At 64.1% G+C, this 22,836-nt stretch carries 25 protein-coding genes; 15 read left to right on the top strand and 10 right to left on the bottom strand.

What is annotated here, in order from left to right; genetic code table 11:
* Positions 1–23: 23 nt before the first annotated feature.
* Positions 24–446 carry a hypothetical protein gene (locus AC0L3K_RS17260; RefSeq protein ID WP_473255423.1) on the top strand — a complete coding sequence of 141 codons (423 nt, stop codon included), beginning with the start codon at positions 24–26 and terminating at the stop codon, positions 444–446.
* 266 nt (positions 447–712) lie between these two features.
* Here the strand turns inward: AC0L3K_RS17260 and AC0L3K_RS17255 are convergent, their stop codons facing one another.
* Complete coding sequence (locus AC0L3K_RS17255) at positions 713–1,054, bottom strand: hypothetical protein (RefSeq protein ID WP_007596049.1); 342 nt, start codon at positions 1,052–1,054, stop codon at positions 713–715.
* Positions 1,055–1,369: 315 nt separating this feature from the next.
* Here AC0L3K_RS17255 and AC0L3K_RS17250 point away from each other — a divergent pair, with 315 nt between their 5' ends.
* From AC0L3K_RS17250 to AC0L3K_RS17205, 10 genes are all read left to right on the top strand, one after another.
* Complete coding sequence (locus AC0L3K_RS17250) at positions 1,370–2,155, top strand: alpha/beta hydrolase (RefSeq protein ID WP_007596047.1); 786 nt, start codon at positions 1,370–1,372, stop codon at positions 2,153–2,155.
* A gap of 98 nt (positions 2,156–2,253) precedes the next feature.
* Positions 2,254–3,120 carry an MBL fold metallo-hydrolase gene (locus AC0L3K_RS17245; RefSeq protein ID WP_473366469.1) on the top strand — a complete coding sequence of 289 codons (867 nt, stop codon included), beginning with the start codon at positions 2,254–2,256 and terminating at the stop codon, positions 3,118–3,120.
* A complete protein-coding gene (gene mdcA, locus AC0L3K_RS17240; RefSeq protein ID WP_473366468.1) occupies positions 3,117–4,763 on the top strand; it encodes a malonate decarboxylase subunit alpha in 1,647 nt (548 codons plus the stop codon). Before AC0L3K_RS17245 ends, mdcA begins: the two co-directional genes overlap by 4 nt.
* A 10-nt stretch (positions 4,764–4,773) precedes the next feature.
* Entirely contained in the window at positions 4,774–5,091 is a 318-nt protein-coding gene (gene mdcC / locus AC0L3K_RS17235; RefSeq protein ID WP_473366467.1) for a malonate decarboxylase acyl carrier protein, read from the top strand.
* Positions 5,088–6,026 carry a biotin-independent malonate decarboxylase subunit beta gene (locus tag AC0L3K_RS17230; protein ID WP_473366466.1) on the top strand — a complete coding sequence of 313 codons (939 nt, stop codon included), beginning with the start codon at positions 5,088–5,090 and terminating at the stop codon, positions 6,024–6,026. The genes mdcC and AC0L3K_RS17230 overlap by 4 nt, the downstream gene beginning before the upstream one ends.
* Positions 6,013–6,735, top strand: coding sequence for a biotin-independent malonate decarboxylase subunit gamma (gene mdcE / locus AC0L3K_RS17225; RefSeq protein WP_473366465.1), 723 nt, complete (start codon positions 6,013–6,015; stop codon positions 6,733–6,735). The genes AC0L3K_RS17230 and mdcE overlap by 14 nt, the downstream gene beginning before the upstream one ends.
* Positions 6,710–7,390 (top strand): malonate decarboxylase holo-[acyl-carrier-protein] synthase, encoded by a 681-nt coding sequence (gene mdcG / locus AC0L3K_RS17220; protein ID WP_354160358.1) that lies wholly within the window; start codon positions 6,710–6,712, stop codon positions 7,388–7,390. Before mdcE ends, mdcG begins: the two co-directional genes overlap by 26 nt.
* Positions 7,387–8,268, top strand: a complete 882-nt coding sequence (gene mdcB, locus AC0L3K_RS17215; protein ID WP_473366464.1) for a triphosphoribosyl-dephospho-CoA synthase MdcB — start codon at positions 7,387–7,389, stop codon at positions 8,266–8,268. The genes mdcG and mdcB overlap by 4 nt, the downstream gene beginning before the upstream one ends.
* Positions 8,265–9,215 carry an AEC family transporter gene (locus AC0L3K_RS17210; RefSeq protein ID WP_007596033.1) on the top strand — a complete coding sequence of 317 codons (951 nt, stop codon included), beginning with the start codon at positions 8,265–8,267 and terminating at the stop codon, positions 9,213–9,215. Before mdcB ends, AC0L3K_RS17210 begins: the two co-directional genes overlap by 4 nt.
* 9 nt (positions 9,216–9,224) lie before the next feature.
* The gene (locus AC0L3K_RS17205) at positions 9,225–10,172 is read left to right on the top strand and encodes an ACP S-malonyltransferase (RefSeq protein WP_473366463.1); all 948 of its coding nucleotides are present in this window, start codon (positions 9,225–9,227) and stop codon (positions 10,170–10,172) included.
* A gap of 203 nt (positions 10,173–10,375) precedes the next feature.
* Here AC0L3K_RS17205 and AC0L3K_RS17200 read toward each other — a convergent pair whose 3' ends face one another.
* From AC0L3K_RS17200 to AC0L3K_RS17170, 7 genes are all read right to left on the bottom strand, one after another.
* Positions 10,376–11,386: a helix-turn-helix domain-containing protein gene (locus tag AC0L3K_RS17200; RefSeq protein ID WP_473366548.1), complete on the bottom strand. Its 1,011-nt coding sequence runs from the start codon at positions 11,384–11,386 to the stop codon at positions 10,376–10,378.
* 265 nt (positions 11,387–11,651) lie between these two features.
* Complete coding sequence (locus AC0L3K_RS17195) at positions 11,652–12,944, bottom strand: HlyD family secretion protein (RefSeq protein WP_473366462.1); 1,293 nt, start codon at positions 12,942–12,944, stop codon at positions 11,652–11,654.
* An 11-nt stretch (positions 12,945–12,955) separates the two neighbouring features.
* Positions 12,956–13,159: a DUF1656 domain-containing protein gene (locus AC0L3K_RS17190; RefSeq protein WP_007596028.1), complete on the bottom strand. Its 204-nt coding sequence runs from the start codon at positions 13,157–13,159 to the stop codon at positions 12,956–12,958.
* The gene (locus AC0L3K_RS17185; RefSeq protein WP_473366461.1) at positions 13,156–15,060 is read right to left on the bottom strand and encodes an FUSC family protein; all 1,905 of its coding nucleotides are present in this window, start codon (positions 15,058–15,060) and stop codon (positions 13,156–13,158) included. Before AC0L3K_RS17185 ends, AC0L3K_RS17190 begins: the two co-directional genes overlap by 4 nt.
* Positions 15,061–15,234: 174 nt before the next feature.
* Entirely contained in the window at positions 15,235–15,615 is a 381-nt protein-coding gene (locus AC0L3K_RS17180) for a response regulator transcription factor (protein WP_007596023.1), read from the bottom strand.
* A gap of 103 nt (positions 15,616–15,718) precedes the next feature.
* Positions 15,719–16,390, bottom strand: coding sequence for a response regulator transcription factor (locus AC0L3K_RS17175; RefSeq protein WP_007596020.1), 672 nt, complete (start codon positions 16,388–16,390; stop codon positions 15,719–15,721).
* Positions 16,387–18,297, bottom strand: coding sequence for a PAS domain-containing sensor histidine kinase (locus tag AC0L3K_RS17170; RefSeq protein WP_473366460.1), 1,911 nt, complete (start codon positions 18,295–18,297; stop codon positions 16,387–16,389). The genes AC0L3K_RS17175 and AC0L3K_RS17170 overlap by 4 nt, the downstream gene beginning before the upstream one ends.
* A gap of 459 nt (positions 18,298–18,756) precedes the next feature.
* Here AC0L3K_RS17170 and AC0L3K_RS17165 point away from each other — a divergent pair, with 459 nt between their 5' ends.
* Both AC0L3K_RS17165 and AC0L3K_RS17160 read left to right on the top strand, forming a co-directional pair.
* Positions 18,757–19,608, top strand: a complete 852-nt coding sequence (locus AC0L3K_RS17165) for an AraC family transcriptional regulator (RefSeq protein WP_007596017.1) — start codon at positions 18,757–18,759, stop codon at positions 19,606–19,608.
* Positions 19,605–19,814, top strand: a complete 210-nt coding sequence (locus tag AC0L3K_RS17160) for a hypothetical protein (protein WP_007596015.1) — start codon at positions 19,605–19,607, stop codon at positions 19,812–19,814. Before AC0L3K_RS17165 ends, AC0L3K_RS17160 begins: the two co-directional genes overlap by 4 nt.
* A 120-nt stretch (positions 19,815–19,934) precedes the next feature.
* Here AC0L3K_RS17160 and AC0L3K_RS17155 read toward each other — a convergent pair whose 3' ends face one another.
* Both AC0L3K_RS17155 and AC0L3K_RS17150 read right to left on the bottom strand, forming a co-directional pair.
* The gene (locus AC0L3K_RS17155) at positions 19,935–20,498 is read right to left on the bottom strand and encodes an MFS transporter (protein ID WP_473366459.1); all 564 of its coding nucleotides are present in this window, start codon (positions 20,496–20,498) and stop codon (positions 19,935–19,937) included.
* A 58-nt stretch (positions 20,499–20,556) separates the two neighbouring features.
* The gene (locus AC0L3K_RS17150; RefSeq protein ID WP_473366458.1) at positions 20,557–21,138 is read right to left on the bottom strand and encodes an MFS transporter; all 582 of its coding nucleotides are present in this window, start codon (positions 21,136–21,138) and stop codon (positions 20,557–20,559) included.
* A gap of 89 nt (positions 21,139–21,227) precedes the next feature.
* On the opposite strand from AC0L3K_RS17150, the gene AC0L3K_RS17145 reads away from it, so the two are divergent.
* Positions 21,228–21,908: a TetR/AcrR family transcriptional regulator gene (locus AC0L3K_RS17145; RefSeq protein WP_354160378.1), complete on the top strand. Its 681-nt coding sequence runs from the start codon at positions 21,228–21,230 to the stop codon at positions 21,906–21,908.
* Positions 21,909–21,918: 10 nt separating this feature from the next.
* A complete protein-coding gene (locus AC0L3K_RS17140; RefSeq protein WP_473366457.1) occupies positions 21,919–22,383 on the top strand; it encodes a DUF2231 domain-containing protein in 465 nt (154 codons plus the stop codon).
* The last annotated feature ends 453 nt before the right edge of the window (positions 22,384–22,836 follow it).

Below are 22,836 nucleotides of genomic sequence, written 5' to 3'. Positions count from 1 at the left end.
ATGGTCCTTCTTGATCTCAGGGATTGCCGGAGCCGTCGATCGATGTCGTGCCGTTCAAGGACGTTGTGCCGTTCAAGGGCGTCGGGCCAGCCACCGGCACGGACGGACTGATTCCGGCGCCTCCGATTTCAGTGGCGCCCAGCGGAATTCCGACGCGGCCGACCGTCGATGTCGAGGGCAGGGACGGGACCGCTGCGGTGCTGCCGGCACAAGTGGTCGATGAGGTGCCGGACAACCCGCCGCCGTCGAACAATGCTCCGGTCGATGCGGCGTTGGCGGACCCGGCGCAGGCGCTCGTGCTTTGCGCAGGGTTGATCGGCGAGATGCCGGGCGTTACGATTTCGGTCGATCCCAACGGAATGCCCACTGGCCGCGTGGATTGCGGGTTGAGCGGCGACGTCGCAAGCATGCCGGCGGGAGGCTGCATTCCCGGCGCCGTTGTTTGAGCGATGGCCGCAGCCGGGACCAGCCACAGCATGGCGGTCGCAAGCATCACACCGTTGTATGTTGAATATTGTTGTCGCATGGATGAAAGCTCCGGCCGACTGCGATCGAACAATAGGAAGCTGCGCCGGCGCGGGTATTTCCAGAACGCACGCCCTGCTGCCCGGCTGCACGACGACGAGGCGAATCCGGTGCGTCGTGCATCGCATTCTGTCTTGCGCGACCACGTTCGACGCATCGCCTCGCCGTTGGCCTGAGATAGCCTTCGCTATCTCAGGATGGCCCGGGCGTGTGCGATCTCCCGACTGCACGCGGCGAGGTCGCCGCCGCGATTGGCGGTGCGCGCGCGATCGAGCGAGTCGAGCGCCTCGGTGAAATCGATGCCATTGCCACCAGCTGCTTCCGCGAGCGAGCGGGGCGTGGGTTGATGGCCGCGCAGCGCGCTGAGGCTCTCCGGCTTCCAGCCGTGGGAGCCAGCGTCTCTTTCTATGGCCAGATCGAGCTGGGCCTGGGTTTGCGCGATGTCATCCGTGCAGGTTCCGGCACGAGCCGGCATTGTTGCGTACAGCAGGGCGAAGAGGGCCAAGCTGCACTTTGCGATGGATGTCATTGTTCGATCCTATGCTTGGATTTCGAGTGACGTCAGGAACGTTGCCTTGAATGACAGGGCGCGCATCGATCGTCTTTCGTGTACGAACGCCGGCCGTTCACGCTTGCGAGAGGTCATGTCATGAATGTCAGCGTACATAACGTGAGCCCCCAAAAATGCCTCGCTCAACGGGGCTACGTCCGGAGGATGTTCGAGCAGCGATCGTCGCAGCTCGCGTGTCCAGGCGTGCGAAGTGGCAAGGATAGTTGTTTGCGGAAATACGCAAGCAAGCCTTGAAATTAGTATCGCGTCATTCCAACCCGGAGTGATCCCGACATGAAACACATCAGCGCCAGCCTCGCCTTTGCCGCCGCTCTCTCCTTGTTCTCGGCCGTCGCCCCTGCGCGCGCGGAGCCCCTGAAGAACATCGTCCTGGTGCACGGCGCCTGGGTGGATGGGTCCGGCTGGAAGCCGGTCTACGAGATCCTGACCAAGGAAGGCTTCCGCGTCACCATGGTGCAGGAGCCCGAGACCTCGTTCGCCGACGACGTCACTGCGGCCAAACGTATTCTCGATCTGCAGGATGGCCCGACGCTTCTCGTCGGTCACAGCTACGGTGGCTCGATCATCACCGAGGCCGGCGTACATCCCAACGTCGTCGGTCTTGTCTACGTCGCCGCACATGCGCCCGACGTCGGCGAGGACGAATCGGCGCTGGGCAAGAAGACGCCGAGCGTGCTCGGGAAGACCGAAGGCGTCATCAAGATGACCCCCGACAAATTCACCTATCTCGATCCCGTGCAATTCCCGAAACTGTTCGCGCCGGATCTGCCGCGCGAGCGGGCTGAGTTCGTCGCGCGCTCGCAGGTCCCGGCCGCGACACAGGTCTTCAGCACGCCGCTGACGGCAGCGGCGTGGAAGACCAAGCCGAGCTGGGGCATCGTCGCCGGCAACGACCAGATCATCAGTCCGGATCTGGAGCGCTGGTACTATGAGCGCGCCAAGAGCCAGACCACTGTGATCCCCGGCGCGAGCCACTCGGTCTACGAGTCCCGTCCGAAGGAAGTGGCGGCGGTCATCGCCCGCGCCGCGCGCAGCATTCAGTCGCCGGTCACGCGCTGACCGTGCTTTTGCTGGTCCCGACGCACGACCGGCAGAAGGAAGGACGGCGGGAGTGACAGCACTCCCGCCGCCCCGAATATTCCATCCGGAGAATTCCCATGAAAATGATCGAGACGACCAGCTCCGCTCTGAACTGGAAGGTGACGACGGTGAAGCGGGCCGGACTCAGCCGCGACTTGCCGTCCGGCAATCCGGATTTGATGTGGGTCGCGAATTCGTCGACGCTGATCTACGGTGAGCGGGATGCGGTTCTCGTCGACACGTTCCTCACCGCCGGGCAGTCGAAGACGTTGCTGGACTGGGTCGTTTCGTGCGAGCGAAATCTGACCACGATCTATGTCACGCACGGGCACGGAGATCACTTCTTCGGCCTGGCGCCGCTGCTCGATCGCTTTCCGCATGCGAAGGCCGTTGCAGTTCCCGAGGTCGTCGAGGAGATGAAGGCGCAGCTTGCACCTGAAGCGCTCGATGGCTTCTGGCGCAAGCGCTTTCCGGGCGAGATCGCAGAGCGTCTGGCCGCGGCTACGCCCCTCGAAGGCGAGCTTACGCTCGAGGGACACAAGCTCGTCGTCGTCGACATGGGACGAACCGATACGGCCCGCTCAACTGCTCTTCATGTCCCCTCTCTCGACCTGATTGTCGCCGGCGACACCGTGTACAACGGCATTCATCCCTATCTGGTCGAAACCGATACGCAGAGCCGGCTGGAATGGATCGCCGCGCTCGGCCGGCTCGATGCCTTGAAGCCGCGCTTCGTGGTGGCCGGACACAAGAAGCCGGACAACGACGACGATCCGCGCAACATCGCTGAGACCCGTCAATACCTGCTCGATTTCAACCGCCTCGATAAGGCGACGACATCGCCGCGCGAGCTTTACGAGGCGATGCTCGAGCTCCATCCCGACCGTGCCAATCCGGGATCGCTCTGGAGCGGAGCCAACGCCGCAAAGGAGCTGAGGTCGTGACGAGCTGGCAGAACCATCGAGCCGCGCGCGATGCGCGCATTGCGGCAGGAGCCGGCCTTGCCCGCGGCAAGGTCGTTGAAGCGCACGACGTCACGCGCCTGCTGGAGGCCGTGGTCCGATCGGGAGACCGGGTTTGCCTGGAGGGCGATAACCAGAAGCAGGCGGATCTCTTGAGCCGCGCGCTGCTGGCGGTCGATCTGTCCAAGGTCAACGATCTGCACATGGTGCAGTCGGGTGTGGTTCTGCCCGAGCATCTGGACCTATTCGACCGCGGGGTCGCAAAGCGGCTCGACTATGCTTATTCAGGACCGCAATCGGCGCGCATCGCGCGCATGCTGTTCGGCGGCAAGATCGAGCTGGGCGCGGTTCATACCTATCTCGAATTGTTCGCCCGCTACTTCATCGACCTTACGCCGCACGTCGCGCTGATCGCCGCCGTCAGCGCCGACCGCGAGGGAAATCTCTACACCGGCCCGAATACCGAGGACACCCCGACCGTGGTCGAGGCGACCGCGTTCAAGGACGGCGTCGTGATCGCACAGGTCAACGAAATCGTCGACACCGTTCCGCGGGTCGATATCCCGGCGGACCGTGTCCATTTCATCGTCAAGGCCGACAAGCCGTTCTTCGTCGAGCCGCTGTTCACGCGCGATCCGGCGGCGATCACGGAAGGCCAGATTCTGACAGCGATGCTCGCGATCAAAGGTGTCTATGCGCCCTATGGCGTACAGCGGCTCAATCACGGCATCGGCTTCAGCACAGCCGCGATCGAGCTCCTGCTGCCGACGTTCGGCGAGAGGCTGGGGCTGAAGGGCACGATCGCGTCCCATTTCGCGCTGAATCCCCATCCCGCGCTCATTCCGGCGATCGAGTCCGGCTGGGTGCGGCAGATCCACTCGTTCGGGTCGGAGGTCGGCATGGACGACTACATCCGGGCCAGATCCGACGTCTACTTCACCGGTTCGGACGGCTCGTTGCGCTCCAACCGCGCCTTCTGCCAGACCGCCGGGCTCTATGCCTGCGACATGTTCATCGGCTCCACGCTGCAAATCGATCTGCAAGGGAACTCGTCGACCGTAACCACCTCGCGCATTGCAGGCTTCGGCGGCGCCCCGAACATGGGGGCGGATGCCCGCGGGCGACGCCATCCGAGCGAGCCCTGGCTGAAGGCCGGAGCAGAGGCCGATCCCGACGGTTCGGCACTGATGCGCCGCGGCCGCAAGCTGGTCGTGCAGATCGGCGAGACGTTCGGCGACAAGAACGTGCCGCTGTTCGTCGAGAAGCTCGATGCGATCGAGCTCGCCGAAAAGCTGAAGCTCGATCTCGCGCCGGTCATGATCTACGGCGACGACGTCACGCACATCATCACCGAAGAGGGCGTGGCAAACCTCTTGCTGTGCCGCACCGCGCAGGAGCGTGAACAGGCCATTCGTGGCGTTGCCGGCTACACCGACGTCGGCCGACGGCGGGACCACGGCATGGTCTCGCGCCTGCGCGAGCGCGGCGTGATCCGCAGGCCGGAAGATCTCGGTATCAATCCGCTCGATGCGGATCGCAGCCTGCTGGCGGCGCGCTCGATCAAGGATCTCGTGCGCTGGTCGGGCGGACTCTACGCGCCGCCCTCAAAATTCAGGAATTGGTGAGGGACGGACCATGGAAGATCTCAACTTTCAACACCAGGTTCGCGCGCGAGCCGGCGGCACTCGGCAACGCGCGATTGTCGGCGTGGTCGCTTCCGGAAATCTGGAAGTGCTGGTCGAGCGGGGCTTGCCGGATGCGGAATGCGTCGTGGACATCAAGACCGCGGCCATAGGCTTCGGAGCTGTCTGGAGCGCCGTGATCGGCGATTTCGTCGAGCGCTATTCGCCGGGCGGGCTGAAGTTCTCAATCAATGACGGTGGTGCGCGTCCCGATACGGTGTCGCTTCGGCTCGCGCAGGCGGTGCGATTGATCGCGGAGGCCGGCCAATGACCGCTCCGCTCAAGGACATCAGCCCGGCCGAACGGGCCCGCAGCACCAGCTTCTACGAGGCATCGGCCCGCACGCGACTGGAGCTGCTGCTCGACGCCGGCAGCTTCGTCGAGTTCATTGGGCCGGAGCAGCGCGAAGTCAGCCCGCATCTGAAGATATTCGACCTTCCCGAGCAGTTCGACGACGGCATCATCGTCGGTCACGGACGGCTTGATGGCTCGCCGGTGTTCGTCGCTGCGCAGGAAGGCCGCTTCATGGGTGGCGCGTTTGGCGAGGTGCACGGCGCCAAGCTGACGGGGCTCCTCCGCGCCGCGCGTCAGATCGGCTCGATCCCCGTCCTGATCCTGTTCGATACCGGCGGCGTCCGCTTGCAGGAGGCGAATGCTGGCGAGCTGGCCATCGCCGAGATCATGCGCGCCTTGATGGAAGCCCGCAGCGCAGGCGTGAAGGTCATCGGCCTGATCGGCGGCAGGTCCGGATGCTATGGCGGCGGCGGCCTGATCGCAGGCTGTTGCTCCGCTCTCGCCGTCTCGGAGCCGGGGCGTATCGCAGTGTCGGGCCCCGAAGTGATCGAGACCAATCGCGGCGTCGAGGAGTTCGATTCCCGCGATCGCGCCTTGGTCTGGCGGACCATGGGAGGCAAGCATCGCCGTCTGCTCGGTGCCGCCGATGTCTTCGCCGACGACAATGTGCAGGATTTTCGCGAGGCCGCGCTGGAGCTGCTCGGCCTGGTCGGACCTTTCGGTCTCGACAGACTGAGGACCGAGCAGCGGCGGCTTGCCGACCGGCTGCGTAGCTTCGGTGACTGCGGCGATGCCGTGGACATCTGGACGGCGGAAGGCATCGCGCATGCCGAGGCCGTTCCAGAGCTGCCGGCCGATCAGTTCATTGCTCTTGCCAACCGGATCGGGAGGACCAGCCGTGACGCTCGATGATATCATCGCTTCGCTCTTTCCCGACGGCTATGAGGTGAGGAACGACAAGGGCGTCATCCTCGGCTCGGCGACGCTGCGATCCGGCGGCCGGATGCTCGTGCTTGGTGTTGCGGACCGGACGGCGCTAGGCGTCGACGAAGCGATCAGGCTATCGGGCCACGTCCTGGAGTCGATCGACCGGGACTCCGGGCCGATCCTGGTGCTCGTCGACAGCGACAGCCAGCGCATGAGCAAGCGCGACGAGCTGCTCGGGCTGAACGAGTTCCTCGCGCATCTGGCGAAAGTGCTGATCCATGCGGATATGAATGGCCGCCCGACTATCGGCCTTCTCTACGGTCACTCGGCTGCTGGCGCCTTGCTCGCGACGGGCCTTGCGACGCGCGTGCTGGTCGGATTGCCCGGGGCCGATCCCGCGGTGATGGACCTGCCGTCGATGGCGAAGGTCACCAAGCTGTCGATGGAAGCCCTGCAAGAAAAGGCGAAGTCGACGCCGGTGTTCGCGCCGGGCCTGTCCAATCTCGCACAGATGGGCGCCGTTCATATGACGTGGAGCGATACCTCGTCGCTCGCCGACCAGTTGGAGGCGCTGCTGGCCGGCATGCCGGCCGTGCAGGATCGGCGGGATGCGCTCGGCAAGGAGCGTGGCGGCCGGCTGAAGGCCACGGAGATCGCGGAGCGCGTTCATGACCTCGCCCTGCAAGCACGGTGAGCGTCCCCCGGGTCGTCACGACCTGGTCTTCGTCAGCCCCGAAGGCTGGCGCGCGATGCTGGACGCGCGCGACGATCTCGCAGCCGATTCCCTTCTCGCGCGCTGGCCAAAAATGCGATGGCCGACGATCAGGCGACGCGCTCTGCCATGCGAGGCAACCGGCCTCGCGCTGGGCCTGCCCTTGCCGCCCTCTGCCGGCAAGAAACGGGTCTCTCTCGTGGTCGATATCGACCACGTCGCCTCGGTTGCGAGGCCGCCGTCGCTGCGGCAGGCGCGGGCCTACGCGCCGCGCAACTGGTGGCCGACGCTCGACCGGCTCGACGGGCTGGCGCTTCGCCATGCGGTGGAGGTGCGCGTGTTCGGCAGCCTGGCCTGGCAGTCGCTGACCGGGCTCGACTACGTGACCGACCGTTCCGATCTCGATGTCCTGTTCGAGTTTCACCGCGAAACCGACATCGATCGCTTCGTCGCCGACGTCGCTGCGATCGAGACTGATGCGCCGATGCGGCTCGATGGCGAGTTGATGGGCGCCGACGGCGCTGCGGTCAACTGGCGCGAATTCCACAGCGGCACCAGCGAGCTTCTGGTCAAGAGCCTCGCGCGCGTGGTCCTGCTCGGCAGGCATCAATTCATGTCGGGAGCGATGGGATCATGATCACCACGGCCGCAAGAGGCCTGGAACGGCCGGTTCTGCGCCGACCGCAGATAGCGCCCGATGTCTCCGCCATCGGCGCCGTCGCCGCCGATTGCCTCGTCCAGGAGCTCGAAACCTGGCCGAAGCCGGGGCTGGTGAGCCATGTCGACAACGGCAGCCACGACGACATGGATGCGGGCACGTTTCGTCGCAGTGCTGCGGCCATCACGCCCTACCTGCAACGCCTGGCCGATGCGGGCGCGCTTGGCTGCGGCATGGGGCGGCTGCGCATCATCGGCCTTGAAGCGGAGCGCGCCATGCTGGCGGCGACCGCGGGGGTCAACACGCACCGTGGCGCGATCTTCGGGCTCGGCCTGCTGTGCGCGGCGGCCGGCGCGAGAGCCGGCGGGTTGGTCGATCCCGGACTTCCGCTTGGCGCTGTCGTGGCGCGCCTGTGGGGCGACAGCATATTCGATGGTCCGGTGCTGCTGCACAGCCATGGCAGCGCAGCCCGCCGCCGCTTTCGTGCGGGTGGTGCACGGATGGAGGCCGCAAACGGATTTCCCAGCGTCTACCGGATCGGCTTGCCGGCCTTGCGCGAAGCGACGCCGATTGCGCTGGAAGATACGGAAGCCGCCCGGGTCGAGGCGTGCTTTGCGCTGATCGCATTCGTCGAAGACACCAACCTCCTGCATCGCGGTGGGCTTGACGGCCTTCGCTTTGCACATGACGCGGCGCGTCGCTTCATCGCTTCAGGCGGCGTCGGCGTGTCCGGCTGGCGTGCGCGGGCGCAGTCGATCCACGAAAGCTTCGTCGCCCGTCGCCTCAGCCCGGGTGGATCGGCCGACCTGCTTGCAATGACGCTCTTCGTCGACGCCCATGAAAGGCCGATTTCATGATGTCCAACGCGATCCTGATGGCGCTGGTGCCGGTCTTCTTCGTTCTGTTGCTGGGATACGCCGCCGGAAAATTCCATATCGTCGACAATCTTCACGTCGACGCCCTCAACGCACTCGTGATGGATTTTGCGCTGCCGGCCTCTCTGTTCGCGGCGACAGCCTCGGCGTCACGCCGTGAGATGATCGAGCAGGTTCCGCTCTTCCTGGTGCTCGGCGTGACGATGCTGCTGGTCTATCTCGCCTGGTATTTTACCGCGCGTGGGGTCTCCAAGGTTTCCCGGTCGGAAGCATCGTTACAGGCGTTGACGATTGGTTTTCCGAATCTCGCCGGCGTGGGCCTTCCGATCATGACCTCAGTCGTGGGGCCGGCCGGCACTGTGCCGGTTGCCGTCGCATTGGCGGCGGGCTCGATCCTCATCAGTCCGCTGACCCTGATCATGGCGGAAATGGGCGCCGCCAAGGCTCGCGGCGAGCAAATGGCGGCACGGCAGGTCCTGACGGCAATTCGGCGTGCGATCACCAAGCCGGTGGTGCTCGCGCCCGCGCTTGGCATCCTGTTCTCGTTATCGGATGTGAGCCTCGACGCGTTGGCCCGTGCAAGCCTCGCGCTGATTGGAAGTTCGGCTGCCGGCGTCGCCCTGTTCCTCACCGGAGCCATTCTGTCGGCGCAGTCGTTTCGGCTGGACTGGAAGGTCGTCGCTGCAACGGTGGCTTCGGACATCGTGCGCCCGCTGCTGGCAGTTGCGGTCATTTGCCTCATTCCGATGACGAAGGACGCGGCGAAAACGGCTATTCTGCTCGCCGCGACGCCGTCGGGCTTCTTCGGAATTTTGTTCGCGGTCAACTACCGGCTGGATTCCGCAAGGGCAGGGTCGATGGTCATCGCCAGCACTGGATTCAGCGTCGTGACCCTGGCGATTGCGATCGCGCTGCTCTTTCCCCATTAGGCCGCGGCGATGACGCTTGCGATCCTCTGCTCGGGCCAAGGCGGCCAGCATCGGGACATGTTCGCCCTCACGGGCGACGCGCCGGACGCCGCGCAGCTGTTTGCGCATGGGGCTGCATTGCTGGGTGGCAGGGATCCGCGCGAATTCGTCCGGAGCGAACCTGATGAGGCCCTGCACCGCAACCGTGCCGGCCAGATTCTCTGTACCTTGCAGCCGCTCGCTGCGGCGCGTGCGCTCGCAGATGTCATGCCGCATGGCGTCATCATTGCCGGCTATAGTGTCGGCGAAGTCGCGGCCTGGGGTGTCGGCGGACTGTTCGATGCGACTGCCACGCTCGATCTCGTGGCGCGCCGCGCAGAGGCCATGGATGCGGCCACGCGCGCCGGCGACGGTCTGATCTTCGTCCGTGGTCTTTCGCGAGACGAGATCGGTCGCCTTTGCGAGCGCCACGGTGCAGCGATCGCCATCGTCAATCCCGGCGATGCCTTTGTCATCGGCGGCGGCCGGGAGGCGCTGAGCGGAATTGCCGCAGACGCGCGGGCGATGCGCGGCGCAAGGATCGTCGCGTTGCCGGTTGAGGTGGCCTCCCACACCAAACGCCTCGCCGCGGCGTCCGCCGTATTTCGCGAGACTCTGCGCCTGGTACCGGCGGTGTTCCCGCCGGGGAGCGGTGCGCGCATTCTGAGTGGAATAGATGCCACTCCGGTTGTGTCGGCCAACAACGGTCTCGACAAGCTTGCCGCGCAGATTTCGCAAACCGTGCAATGGGCAGATTGCCTGCAAGCCTGTGTCGAAGCGGGCGCGACGGAGTTTCTCGAGCTGGGGCCGGGATATGCGCTCAGCAGGATGGTTGCCGAGATCGAGCCCGAGCTTCCGACTCGTTCGCTGGACGATTTCAGGAGCCTTCACGGTGTCCGCGCCTGGATTGCGCGTCACCTGAGCGCCCAAGCGCGATAAATTCCGAAGAGACAATCGCGCTGCGCGGTGGAAAAAAAGGGGCCATCCTTGGGGGAGGACGGCCCCAAAATGCTCGTATGCCCAGGGAGGAGAAAGAGGCTCGAGCCGTGACTTGGGGGTCTCAGTCACCTAACACACACAGCATCGCCGATCGCGCGGCCAAAGTATTTCACGAACCCCTGTTATTTCTCATTTCGCATGATTCACGTGATTTCCGCGGGCAGCGCGTGGGACACCGTCATGCGTGTCGCAGCGGGATCGCCGAGCCTGGACGAAGCCGACGCGTTCCGGCTGGCGCATCGCCAGCGCGCGGGGGTTTCACCTGTGATCCGCTTGAAGACGGTCGAGAAATGCGCCTGGGTGCAGAAGCCGACGGTCAGCGCCACCTCGGCGAGGACCGTGTCGGAATTCGACAGCAGTGATTTCGCACGCTCGATGCGCTGATGCAGCAGGTATTCCCGCGGTCGGTATCCCGTCGCGGCACGAAACTGGGCCGCGAAGTGCATCCGCGACAGTCCCGCCACCCTGGCAAGGTCGGACAGGGTGATGCCGTGGTCGAAGTTCGTCCCGACATACTCCTCGACGCGCCGCAGCCGCCATTTCGGCAACGCATTGACTTTCGCGTGAGGGAGCTCGCGCCGGGCAATGTGCATTGCCAGCGTCCGGCCAATGCAGCGTGCGAATTCCCGGTCGGCAGAATGGCCGCGTTCGGTCAGTGCTTTCGCAAGCTGCTCGGCAAACGGGTCGCGGAGCAGGACGAGGTCGTTGAGGCCTTCCGGCGCGGCGGGGCCTGCTCCAGGCCGTAGAGGCGGAAAATAACTGCCGGCAGAGACGTGGAAGTGCAGGAAATCGCACGGCGCGTAGAACTGCGCACTGAGCCGCTGCGACGGTGCGCCGATATACAGCGTGCCTGCCGGCATGACGCCGTCGAAGACGGTGTGGCGGGTTCTGGTCAGTTTGACCCGTGTTGTTTTCAAGGCGATGGCCAGGAAGTATCGGTCGCAAGGCGTCGCGGCTTCTTCGTGCCTTATGCCTGTTTGGGTCGAGGTCCAGCGCGAGATCGTGATGTCGTCGGACGCGGTGCCGCCATGTTGGCCGGGCTGGCGCCACCTTCGTTCGAGGGGAAATGCGCGAGACTCTTGCGGGGAAGCCGATTCGCGGCGGCTGGGTTGATACGTCACCCGGGCGCCGGCCGCTTGCATATCAGTAAGCATCGTTCGTCCCCATTTCCTGGATTCGGCTGCCGTCGGGACGGCAGCAGAATGCAATTGGTCCATGTTCGAACGATAGGTGCGACCACGTCGGAAGGCTCGTTAAGGAAGCTGAAGCGGTATTAGATTTTGCAAGTGCGAGCGGGTGCGACCGCGTGTCGCGAAAAATTCAATTGGAATCAAAGGGATCAAGTGCATGTGTGGAGAGAACACACCGAACGAGGGTGCATGCGGTACTGTCATGTCCGGCCGGCCGTCTTCGTCTGATTCAGGGCAGGCGTGGCGAGGCGTCGAGGCCGGGTGTGAGGCCCGGTGCGATGGCAGCCGCTGGCGGAATGGCGGGTTCGCGCGAATACGGAACCGCTTCCACCTCGGGGGGCTGCTGGGATGTGGCCTGAAGGCAGTTCGCGCGAGGCGGACGTCCCGCGCCGAACAGATCGGCGACGGGATTCACGAAGTTCGTGCGGAATCGCTCAAACCGGCTTTGGGTTTCGCTTGAGGGCTGCCGGATCGTCACCGTCGCCGTCATGCCGGAGACCAGCGGCACCCCCGGAGGCACCGTGTCGATGGCGACGCGAACCGGCACGCGCTGCGCAAGCCGAACCCAGGTGTAGATGGGATCGACGTTGGGCAAGCCTTGGGTGCCGGATGCGGCGTTCGACACGCTGACGCCGCGGGTCACGGTTTTCACATGTCCCTGAAGCGGCTTGGAGTAGCCGACGAGCTGTGCCTCTGCGCGATCGCCCACGCACACGCCCGCCATCTTGGTCTCTTCGAAATAGCCGTCGATCCAGAAACTGTTGGCATCGATGATGGAGACGTTGCTGGCGCCGGTGGTAGCATAATCGCCGACGCGCAGCAGGAGGTTGGTGACGTAGCCGTCGACCGGACTCGTCACGTTGGTTCGTTTCAGGTTCAATTCGGCCTGAGCAAGCTGATGCGCCGCCGCCTCATACGCAGCCTTCGCTTGCAAGGCATTGCCGGCGAAGATCTGCTGTTCCTCCGGCGTCGTTGCGAGGTTGGACAAGCGCTGACGCCGGTTGAACTGGGCCTGCTTCACTTCGAGATCCGCCGCACGCTGGTCGAGGACGGCCTTGCCGACATGGGCGGCCACCTCGAAGTCGAAGGGGTCGATGACGTAGAGCACGTCGCCCTTATGGACGAACTGATTGTCGGTCACCCGCAGTTCCACGATCTCGCCCGAAACCTGCGGCGCGACGTTGGCGACCTGGACACGCACGCTGCCGTTCCGGGTCCAGGGCGCGGTGACGTAATGCTGCCAGGTCGCGAGCGATATCAAGACGGCGACCAGTGCAATGCCGAGGGTCGCAAGATGTTTGCCCGCGCCGTGGATGAAGCGGCGGGCGCCCTCGCGCAGCACCTTCGCGGAGGGAGCCGCCTGTTCCGGAGGTTTGACGCCGGCCGCGGCGTGATCGCCGGTGTCGCGCGCTACGGTCTCCGGCATGTTCGAACCGTCCACGGTGTCTGCGGCATCCACCGGCGCGTCGGTCGTTGGCTCGCCATGAAGCGGGGCGGCGTTGCGGGGCAGGGTGGCTTCCATGGCTTTTCTCCCTAGAAGAACAGTGCGAGCATGCCGAACATCGCCACGTAGAGGCTGAGTTCGGCCAGCGAAGGGTTGCTGAAGAATCTCGTGAAGCCGACGAAGCGCAGCAGCGGGCGCAGCATCAGGAACGCGAGCATCGCTGTTGCCGCATAGGAGACGATGGGGGCAATCAGCACGCCACCGATGACGAGTTCCCGATAGGTGTTCATCATGGTGATGTCCCTCGGCTGGAGCCGGTCGGAGATTGTGGCGGCATGAACGCCGCACTTGCCGCAATCAGCGCGGCGATGGCTGCACTGGTGGGCAGGTTGCTTGGCGCTCCCGCCTGGTGCAGCGCCCCGGCCGAAGCGAGGATCGCACCGCCGTCCCGCCGGACGAGGGCCTCTCGCGCGGCCTGCGCCGCTCCGGCGAGCGGGCCCTGGCCGACCCAGTCCAGTTCGGCACGGCAACGTCGCAGGGCGTCGGCCTTGTCGAAAAAATGCATGGCCGTGCCGGCGATCTGATCATTGATTGCGGAGGGGCCGTTTGCGGTCACCATCTGTTCAATCCGCGCCGCGTCGCGAAAGGCGGCTTCCTCCGGCGCGAGATGCCGGGCTGGCCCGCTGTCGCGGCGGCTCAGCTCGCGCCGGACCTCTTCCAACAGCAGCCGAATGCGCCGGCCGCATGACAAGGGAGGCAGCAGCAACTGCGCGGCAAAGACGAGGACGGACGAAAGGCAGGCAAAGAAGCTCGTCAGCAGAAACACCTCGGGGTCGTAGCTCTGCGGATTTGTCGGTGCGAGCACCGCGAGCGTGAACACCAGGACGAGACGGCCGAGGGAAGACAGCATCGGGCTCGGCAGCGAGACCAGCAGCGCGAGGCCGATGACGACAGGCGCAAGACCGATCGCCAGCAGCTGAAACTCGGACACCCCATTGAAGACGAGATACTTCAAGATGCAGGCCAGCACGCAGGCGATCGGCATCGCCATCACCGCCACCAGCGTGAAGCTGCGTGGCGCGGGCGAGGTTGAGCCGAGGCCTATGATCACGGCGACGAGTGAAAGGCAGAGCTCTGTTGTCGGCCAGCCCGCCAGCACGAAGAAGATTGCGATCAGCGTGAACGCGATCGCAGCCCGTGCGCCGGCTTCGGCCGCAATGCGGCGCGAACGATAGAGCGGTGCGTGCCATGCACGATAGGGACGCGTCCCTGCACGCAGCGCATCGAGGCTGCTGCGCACTTGCGCGTACTTGCGGCTGATTTCGATCCGCAGCCAGGATCGGGAAATCGCGATCAGCCCGGCCGCATCCTGGTCCGGATCGTCACCATTCTGCGCCGGAGCGGACGTGGCGGAGAGCGCTGCCAGCATGCGGCCGAGAGAGAACGCGCTGACGAGATCGACCAGCGCGGAACGCGCGGCCGCGGCTCTTGTCGGGCCCACGCTCGATTCCGCCGCTAGGCTCGCGATGTCCGGGCGCAGCGCTGCGATATCATGCAACAGGTCCGCCGCAACGGGTGCGGATGGCGCTTGGCCGCGCTCGGCATTTTGCGCGAGATCCGTGACCCGCCGGTGCAGCGCCTCGATGCGGCTTGCCAGGGCCGGATGATAGTTCGGCGCGGCCAGAACTTCATTTACGAGCGCCACCGCGAGGACCCCGACGCTGATGGCCGCGCCCCGCGCGACGCCGGTCGGGAATACTTGCAGCGGGCTGTCGATCTGCTGAATGGCAATCAGCGCGACCGTGGTGCAGCAGAGAGACGCTGCATAAGCGCGATTGCCGTCGAGCATCCCGACGGCGTAGACGCAAAGGCCGATCCAAATGCCGAGCACCGCGAGCAGGAGACCGTCGGTTTGGGAAAACATGCCGGCGATCGCGATCGATGCCGCCACGCCGACGGCGGTTGCAAGCAATCGGTAGCCGGCCTTTTCCATGCCCTGACCGCGCGTGGGCAGTGCCAGGATTGCCACCGTGAGGGCTGACGACGAGGGCGATTCAAGCTCGAGCCAGAAGCTCACATAGAGGGCGAGAAGCATTGCGAGCCACACCCGCAGCGCAAAGGCCCAGGAGCTCGCCGGAAACCCGGCGAAGACCAATGGGCGCGCCGCGGCGGCAGCATCGGCATTGATTTGCATCGCGCGAGATCCCCATTTCCCTCGGCAGAACAGCCAGCCCCGCCAATGTCGTGATACGCGCGCGAATATGAGGTGCGAGGGGCTCGCCGGTATTTCCGGTTCACCAACCTCGTTGCCGGATTGCACGTCGGGTTGAGGGAAAACGGCGCTCGTCCGCGCCAGCCGCGGGCCGGACTATTGCGGCCCGTTGCCTGCCAGCGCGTCTTCGAGGCAGCGGATGATCTCGTCACCGCTGGAAGGCTTGCCAAGATAGCAATGCGCGCCTGCGGCCATGACGCGCTGACGCACGGTTTCACTCGGAAACGCCGTCATGAAGATGATTGGAAAATGGCGGCCGGCGGCAACCAGCTGGGCCTGCAGCTCATCGCCTGTGATGACCGGCATCTGGACGTCGGCGATCATGCATGCCGGATCGTCTCCCTGCGCCTGCCGCAGGAAGTCCACGCCGGATTCGTAGGCCTGGGCCTCGTAGCCGACCGAACGCACGAGGCTCGCCAGCGATGCCCGAACGCCTTCGTCGTCGTCTACGATCGCAATCACCAAGCTTTTGGCCATGGGGGCGCCTAATCCTGGCCGCGGTGTTCCGCAAGGAAGAGCATCTCCCTCGGCGCGGCCGATGGCGCTTTATGCACCTGGGGCAGTCCCGCCGGAATTATACTCAGGTTTGGTCCGAAGTCCTGCGGGTCTGGGAAACTCCGAGCGCCTCGGCCTTGCGAACGAGGTCGGCGAACGACCGGACCCCCATCTTGCGCATGACGTTCCCGCGGTGGATCTTGACCGTGATCTCGCTGAGGCCGATCAGGGCGGCGACCTGTTTGTTCATCAGGCCGGCGGTGACATGGCCCATCACCTCGCGCTCGCGCGCCGTCAGGGTCTCGTATTGGGCGCGGATGTCCTCCTTGGTCGCGGCTTCGGCCCGGTGCTGCGCATCGCGTTCGAGCGCCGCGGTCACGGCATCGAGCATGTCCTGGTCGCGAAAAGGCTTGGAGAGGAAATCGACCGCGCCGGCCTTCATGGCACGCACGGACATCGGAATGTCCCCATGGCCCGTCATGAAGATGATCGGATAGCTGATGCCCTGCCGGACGAGCTGGCCCTGCAGGTCGAGCCCGCTCACGCCGGGAAGGCGGACGTCCAGCACGATGCAGCCGGGGCCGTCGGGCAGCGAGCCTCCAAGCAGTTCGGACGGCGAGCCGTACAGGCGCGTATCGAGGCCGACCGATCGGAACAGGCTGTCGAGCGAGGCGCGGATCCCTGCGTCGTCATCAACGATGATAACGACCGAGTTGAGCGATTGGGCGGGCGATTGCGCGTGGTCTGGTCGTGTCATGGTCTGATGTGTTCTTGGCTGTATGGCAGTGACAGGCGGAATGTCGCTCCCGCGCCGGGGGTGCTCTCGACCGACAACTCGCCGCCGTGAGCTTCCACCGTCGTTCGGCAGATCGCAAGTCCCATGCCCATTCCGGCGCGCTTCGTCGTGAAGAACGGATCAAACAGGCGTGGCATGTCGTCCGGCCGGATGCCGGGGCCGCTGTCCTGCACCGTGATGGCGAGTCTCTCGCCGTCGACGGCGCTGGCGCGCAGCATGACGGTACGGGAACCGCGCTGGTCCGACATGGCCTGGGCGGCATTGACCAGCAGGTTGACCAGCACCTGCTGAAGCTGGATCCGGTCGCCGCGAATTGGCTTCAGGCCAGGCGTCGTCTCGACAGTCAGGACGACGTCGTCATTCGCGAGCTCCCGCGCGACCAGAAGGGCCGCTTCCTGGATGATCTCGGCGATATCGAGACTGTCCTGCTGGGCAGGCGCCTTCTTCAGGAAGGTGCGGATGCGGGCCACGACCTCGCCGGCACGGCGGCCCTGCGCGACGACGTGAACGATCGTGGCCGCGACCTCCTTCAGATCGGGCACGTCGCGCCGCAGCCATCGCAAGCCGGCCTCGCCGCTGGTGACGATCGCCGCCAGCGGCTGATTGACCTCGTGGGCGATGGAGGCGCTGAGCTCGCCGAGGGTGGCAACGCGCGCGGCATGGGCGAGCTCCGCCTGCGCCGCGAGCAACGCATCCTGCGCCTGCTTGCGCTCGGTGATGTCGACGACGAAGGCGAGCACGTTGCGGTCGCCGTCAGGCCCGGAGGGGAAGGTGATCGTGAACAGCACCGGAACCTTGCGTCCGTCGAGCCTGACGAGCTCGGTTTCGCCTTCGTAGAACGGCTCGCCTTCCGCGAACGCGATCAACGCGCCGAGGAAGCTGCGGTCGTTCTCGCCGAGAAGCAGGTCCACATTCTCGATAAAAGTCGAGGCGCCGTTTGCGCCTGCCATCTTTTGCAGGGCCGGATTGACGTCGGTGATTGCAGCGAGCCGGCGGGCATGCCGGACGAAACCGGGATGCCGCGCCAGATGGTCGCGCAGGCTGGCTCCCGCGGTATCCAGCGATTGCAGTGCGGTTCGGAGTTCGCTCCAATCCTCTTCGACGACGCCGATCCGGCTTGCGTCGAACATCCGGCGGTATCGCTGTTCGCTTCGCACCAGCGCGTTGTGTGCGGCCACGCGGTCGGTGACGTCGGTGTGCGTTTCAAGGACTCCGACCGGCTTGCCAAGACGGTCGTGCTGCAAGGCCCATCGGGCATCGACGGTGAGCGCCGCGCCGTCTTTCGTTCGTTGCTGCACGCGGCCTTCCCATCGACCGGTGCCCACCAGGCCCGCTTCGATGACCTCGCGCCGGTCGGGATATCTGGTTTGCAGGAGCGCGTCGGCGAGCTGCCCGACCGCCTCGTCGGCAGACCACCCGTAGACCTGCTCGGCCGTCTTGTTCCAGAAGGTGATCACGCCGCCGCGGTCTCTGACGAAGATCATGTCGTGCGAGAGGTTGAGCAGGCGGGCCTGCGCGGCGAGGCGCTTCGTTGCCGCGTGATTTTGCAGCGCCAGCAAGGTCGTGATCCCGATTGCCGCGAGGCTCACCAGCACACGAAGGGCGGGTGAGGCGATGGTCCGCAGATCGTGCGACAGGAGATAGGCTGTTATCGTCAGGACGACGCAGCCGGCCGCGGCAACGATGGTGTCGTCGCGCCGGTTGGTCTTCGCCGCGAGCAGGATCGCCACGATATAGAGAACCGCCACGGCGCCCTCGAGCGGCGTCAGGACGTCAACCAGGAAAACCGCAAAGGCGAGGACGGCGGACAAGGACCGCAAGCCGGTGCGGCTCTTGGATGAGCCCGTGGTCAGATCATGACGCGTCATCGTCACTTGCAGTCGTTCTTCTCACATCAGCTATCAGCGCGTTGATGCCGCGATTTGATCGCGTTCACAACATCCACCCGCGCGATTTTCGTGCTCTCGTGGAAGACCTGTCGCGCGCTCGATGCGGTGAAACCGCCGGCAAGCGGCATTCCCCGGAAAAACCAGGGAGCTCGCGTGGTCCCGCCGGCGGATGGTGCGCAGAAAGCGCGTCAACTTACCGCAGGCGTCGCGCCGCAAGTTGTGCCCGCAGCCGCGATCCCGCTGAGACGTCGCATCGGTGCGCTCACCCGACGAACAGGTCGTGATCATACCTAGGTATGACGCGGTCAACCCGAGAACCTATAGCCGCACCCGCGGGTAGAATGGATCGCGCACACCGCCGAATTACTCTGCTCCCATGGCATTCGGGCAAGCCGGTCAGGCCAGGCCGGATCGAAAACGGGACAAGGAGATTCGACGATGTCGCTGCAGATGTCACGCTCACAGGCGATCAAGGATCATGACGTTCGCGCGATCGATATCTCGGCAATCGATCGCGATCGGCTCGGGCTATCGAAACTCCCTGACCGGTTCGACGAAGGCGGAACAATGCTGTCTTTCGTCCATCTGGACATGGCCCTGGCGGTCGAGCATGCGGCGGACGCCGGACGTTCTGCCGCTCGCGGGCCCCGCTTCAGGCTCTCCGCAAAACTCCTTGCACCGCCGCCTGCCGAGAGCGAACGGGCCTTCGCAGGAGGAGAAGCCGCTGATCCGGTGATGCGGCGCCTGTCCGATGCGCTCGCGGCGACCGAGGCCACGCACGATACCCATTCCGCCATCATGGCCGACGCCCTGCGGCTTGCGATCCTCACCCGGACGTTCAGTCGGCAGGCTCCCAGCGCACGGGCCGAGCTCGATCAGGCCGACGCCATTCGCGAGGGGGATGCTGGAAGGACCGTACGGTCGCTGCAGAATTGGCGTCTCAGGCGCGTCCTGCAATATGTCGACAAGAATCTGACTGCAAAGATAACGCTTCAGGACATGGCCGCCGTCGCCGGCCTGAGCAGGATGCATTTCGCCGGGCAGTTCCGTGCGGCCGTCGGCGTGCGACCTCATGAATATCTGCTGAGGCGCCGCATCGAGCGCGCCCAGGAGCTGCTCAAGCAGGCCGAAATTGCGCTCGTGGACATCGCCCTGACCGTGGGTTTCCAGACCCAGGCGCATTTCACCACGGTGTTCAAGCGCTTTGTCGGCGATACGCCGTATCAATGGAGAAGCGCTTATCTCGCGCAAATTATGCCGCTGCCGTGCGCAGGAGCAGGTCCGTCATGATCAACATTGGCATTCAAGCCCTGCTCCTGTCGCATGCCAGTCTTCATTTGACGCTGACGCATCATGAATTGATGGAGATGATCGAAATTCTCCGTGCTCTCGGCAATTCGTACCGCCTCGCTGCGTCAGAGCCGGGAAGCGGTTTTCTCTATGGGCGCCTCGCCTTCAACTTCTGTCGAGGCGCTGTGATGTGGGCCGCGCGGTAGGCGGCACTTCGGTGGCACCCCGGCGTCGGGTATCTACAGCAGCGACTGTTTGCTGTGCGCGCCCATATCATTCGACCCTTGTGCAGGCCATCAGGCTCCGGATTGTGAAGAGGATATGCCTTATTCAGATGCCTTGGCGAACTGCGGCACCTTGGTCTCGGATTCTGCCAACCAGATGCTCGCAAGCAAGACGGTCGCTGCCAAAGCCGCTGTCACGCCGAGCAAGAATTGCCAGCCCGCCTGCTGGAGCAGCCAACCGGATAGAAGCGCGCTGATGGCGGTTGATAGGAATACTGTTTGATCGTGCAGCGCTTGAGCCTTGGCGCGCTCTGAAACGTGATAGTTTCCGGTCAGAAGCGTGCTTCCGCCGACATAGAGAAAATTCCAACCAACCCCCAGCAGCACCATCGAAACCCAGAATGCACTCACGCCAGTTCCAAGAAGTGCGGCCGCGGCAGCGCAAGCGAGCATCAAAAGTGCGCCGAGCCGGATGATCGTGGTCGGGCCTGCGCGCTTGATCAATGACCCCGTCGCCAAGGATGGGGCGAACATTCCCAAGGCATGCCATTGGATCACGAACGCAGCGTCGGCATATGTGTGATGATGCGAGATCATCGCGATTGGAGCCGATGTCATCAGCATATTCATGCCGGCATTTCCGAAGGCACTGCTGAGAACGGCCATGATGAACCCCGGCTGGCGCGCGATCTGCGAAATCGGGCGGCTTTCGGTTTGCTCCGACTCATCGTGGGATGGCAGTAAAATTCAGACGAGCCTGAACCATCAAAGCGACAAGCGCCAGGCAGGCGAGAAACAAGTATGTCCCTGCGAACTGGACCGCAAAGACATCTTTGGTCAGTTTCGCTATTTCGGGACCCGCGATTGCCCCCACGATCCCGCCAGTAAGGACGAGCGAAATGGCGCCTCCGGCGCGCTCGGGGCCGCTCATCTCCGCGGCGGCAAACCGATAATATTGGCCGAACGCATTATAGGTTCCAATCAGCAGCGTCCCAAAGCACAGCACTGCAAAACTGTTCATGAACAGCGCGGTCGCGCAGACGAGTGCACCGAATAGCCCGATGATCGTCCCAACCAGGAATCCGTGCCGGCGTCCAAATCGTCTCATCCAGAGCGAAGCAGGGAAGGTCGCAGCCGCGGTGCCGGCGATGTAGGTCGCGACGGGAAGGGTCGCCAGCGACTTGTCGCTGCCGAGTACGGCATAGCCCACCAATCCGTTAAGGCCGATGACGATGATGTTATTCGTCAGGAGCGCCGCCTGGCACGTCGCCAGAGGCGCAATTACACGAAACAGCTTGAGGTCCAACACGTCCTCCTGTCGGTCTTCCGGAGTTGACAGCAAGTTCTAGGACCCATAGATAGCAAGTACACGCTATCTAATCAAGGACGCCAGCGATGCCCGTCGAAGTAACTTCGTCTCTCAGTCGCGAACGATTGCAGGCCGATGAGCGCAAGGAGCAGATCGTGCAGACGGTCTTGCGATTGGTCCATGAACGAGGCGCCGACTCGGTCAGTACGCAGCTAATTGCGGATACGATCGGTCGATCCCAAGGGGCGGTCTTTCGACACTTCCCCACCAAAGAGGTGCTCTGGACCGAGGTGCTGGCGTGGCTCCAGGGAAGCCTGGAGGGTGTTTGGACCCGCGCTCTCCTCGAACACAGGGACGAGCCGCCGCTCGCTCGTCTGGAAAGTATTCTTGTCGGCCACGTCGGGCTGATTGAGAAGTTTCCCGCGCTCGCAAAGGTCGTGATGTCGGACGATCTTCGGCACCGCTACCCAATGCTCAACGAGCAGTTTCAACGGCTTCATATCCTATACGAGCGGCACGTGACCGATCTGCTCAAGGAGGCGGTTCGGCTTGGTCAACTTCCGAAGACCACAAATGTCTCCAACGCGGCAATTCTCTACTTCTGCATCATACAGGGACTTGGTTTCCAGTCAGCTATTGCCCGTCTGCACGCGAACAAGCTCGCGAGTCTCGCTTCGAAGATGTTCTTGTTTTTCGTGAGGGCGCTCGAAAATTTGCCGGCGGAGGCGAAGACGCCGCAAGCCGACAGCGCCGAGAGGCGAAAATAGGAGTATTGCGATGCCCGAGATCATTCCGAATTGGCATCCGGTTTTTGTGCACTTCACGATCGCCTTGTACGTCGTGGCGACGGCACTGTATGGGCTCGGTCAAATTGCGCGCGGACGCAGCTGGGCAGGCGTTGTGGTCGTCGCGGCTCGGATAAACCTCTGGACAGGAGCTGCGCTGTCGATCCTGACCGTCATTGCAGGAATCAACGCCTTCTTCACTGTTGCTCATGACGCGTCTCAAACGATCTTCATGACCGACCACCGGCGATGGGCGATCGCGACTGCCGTGATCTGGTGGTTCATCGCAGTGTGGGAGGCCGGAAGGACAGCTCAAGGCAAGAAAGCGCATCTGGTGATCGCATTGGCGCTCGTCGCGGCCATTGGTCCGCTCGCCGTTACCGGCTGGAAAGGCGCCGAGCTTGTCTATCGAAATGGGATCGGAATCGTCGCGACGTTGGGATCAGTCCCGCGGTAAGCCGCCGGCTACAAGACTCATGGGTTTGTGGAGAGGCAGCGACGCAAGCTGTTCTGGTGCGCTTCGATGGAAAGCCAGATTTGTCGTTCGAGCGGGTAGGTTAAATTGGTGGGCTTTTCCGTTCCTTTAGCCAACTCTCGCCTGTCGAACCGACGGTCTGTCTCGCAACGCTCCAGCCCTGTGTCGCCCCCTGTCAATCCGCTCGCGCAAAAATATTCCGCTTTACCGAAATTCGGAATTGGCGTATGTGTCGGCCATCCCGGCTCATTCTTGAGGGGCGATCTTGTGGTCGTCACGTTCGCGAGCTGGGCTTGCGGTGGACGCGGCAGCGTTCGGGTGCGAGTGGCCAAGGGCAGGGCGGATTGCTCTCCGTGAACCCAAGGCTTCGTTCCGACGAGCGGCGCTGCTAGGCTTCGTCTCGTCTGTAAGTTTCCGGCTCCGTCGACAGGGCTG

The sequence above is a fragment of the Bradyrhizobium sp. MI1.10 genome, assembly GCF_055811035.1.
Note: the sequence above shows the minus strand (reverse complement) of the source record. Positions and strands in the feature narration are given on the sequence as shown.

What these genes read in the sequence shown, in the direction of transcription:
- AC0L3K_RS17230 (WP_473366466.1), top strand. Translation starts at nt 5,088, where the DNA reads ATGACCGCTCCGCTCAAGGACATCAGCCCGGCCGAACGGGCCCGCAGC.
- AC0L3K_RS17160 (WP_007596015.1), top strand. Translation starts at nt 19,605, where the DNA reads ATGATCAACATTGGCATTCAAGCCCTGCTCCTGTCGCATGCCAGTCTT.
- mdcG (WP_354160358.1), top strand. Translation starts at nt 6,710, where the DNA reads ATGACCTCGCCCTGCAAGCACGGTGAGCGTCCCCCGGGTCGTCACGAC.
- AC0L3K_RS17165 (WP_007596017.1), top strand. Translation starts at nt 18,757, where the DNA reads ATGTCGCTGCAGATGTCACGCTCACAGGCGATCAAGGATCATGACGTT.
- mdcC (WP_473366467.1), top strand. Translation starts at nt 4,774, where the DNA reads ATGGAAGATCTCAACTTTCAACACCAGGTTCGCGCGCGAGCCGGCGGC.
- AC0L3K_RS17140 (WP_473366457.1), top strand. Translation starts at nt 21,919, where the DNA reads ATGCCCGAGATCATTCCGAATTGGCATCCGGTTTTTGTGCACTTCACG.
- AC0L3K_RS17200 (WP_473366548.1), bottom strand. Translation starts at nt 11,386, where the DNA reads ATGCTTACTGATATGCAAGCGGCCGGCGCCCGGGTGACGTATCAACCC.
- AC0L3K_RS17210 (WP_007596033.1), top strand. Translation starts at nt 8,265, where the DNA reads ATGATGTCCAACGCGATCCTGATGGCGCTGGTGCCGGTCTTCTTCGTT.
- mdcB (WP_473366464.1), top strand. Translation starts at nt 7,387, where the DNA reads ATGATCACCACGGCCGCAAGAGGCCTGGAACGGCCGGTTCTGCGCCGA.
- AC0L3K_RS17250 (WP_007596047.1), top strand. Translation starts at nt 1,370, where the DNA reads ATGAAACACATCAGCGCCAGCCTCGCCTTTGCCGCCGCTCTCTCCTTG.
- AC0L3K_RS17155 (WP_473366459.1), bottom strand. Translation starts at nt 20,498, where the DNA reads ATGGCCGTTCTCAGCAGTGCCTTCGGAAATGCCGGCATGAATATGCTG.
- AC0L3K_RS17170 (WP_473366460.1), bottom strand. Translation starts at nt 18,297, where the DNA reads ATGACGCGTCATGATCTGACCACGGGCTCATCCAAGAGCCGCACCGGC.
- AC0L3K_RS17195 (WP_473366462.1), bottom strand. Translation starts at nt 12,944, where the DNA reads ATGGAAGCCACCCTGCCCCGCAACGCCGCCCCGCTTCATGGCGAGCCA.
- AC0L3K_RS17185 (WP_473366461.1), bottom strand. Translation starts at nt 15,060, where the DNA reads ATGCAAATCAATGCCGATGCTGCCGCCGCGGCGCGCCCATTGGTCTTC.
- AC0L3K_RS17190 (WP_007596028.1), bottom strand. Translation starts at nt 13,159, where the DNA reads ATGATGAACACCTATCGGGAACTCGTCATCGGTGGCGTGCTGATTGCC.
- AC0L3K_RS17205 (WP_473366463.1), top strand. Translation starts at nt 9,225, where the DNA reads ATGACGCTTGCGATCCTCTGCTCGGGCCAAGGCGGCCAGCATCGGGAC.
- AC0L3K_RS17175 (WP_007596020.1), bottom strand. Translation starts at nt 16,390, where the DNA reads ATGACACGACCAGACCACGCGCAATCGCCCGCCCAATCGCTCAACTCG.
- AC0L3K_RS17255 (WP_007596049.1), bottom strand. Translation starts at nt 1,054, where the DNA reads ATGACATCCATCGCAAAGTGCAGCTTGGCCCTCTTCGCCCTGCTGTAC.
- AC0L3K_RS17145 (WP_354160378.1), top strand. Translation starts at nt 21,228, where the DNA reads ATGCCCGTCGAAGTAACTTCGTCTCTCAGTCGCGAACGATTGCAGGCC.
- AC0L3K_RS17245 (WP_473366469.1), top strand. Translation starts at nt 2,254, where the DNA reads ATGAAAATGATCGAGACGACCAGCTCCGCTCTGAACTGGAAGGTGACG.
- AC0L3K_RS17180 (WP_007596023.1), bottom strand. Translation starts at nt 15,615, where the DNA reads ATGGCCAAAAGCTTGGTGATTGCGATCGTAGACGACGACGAAGGCGTT.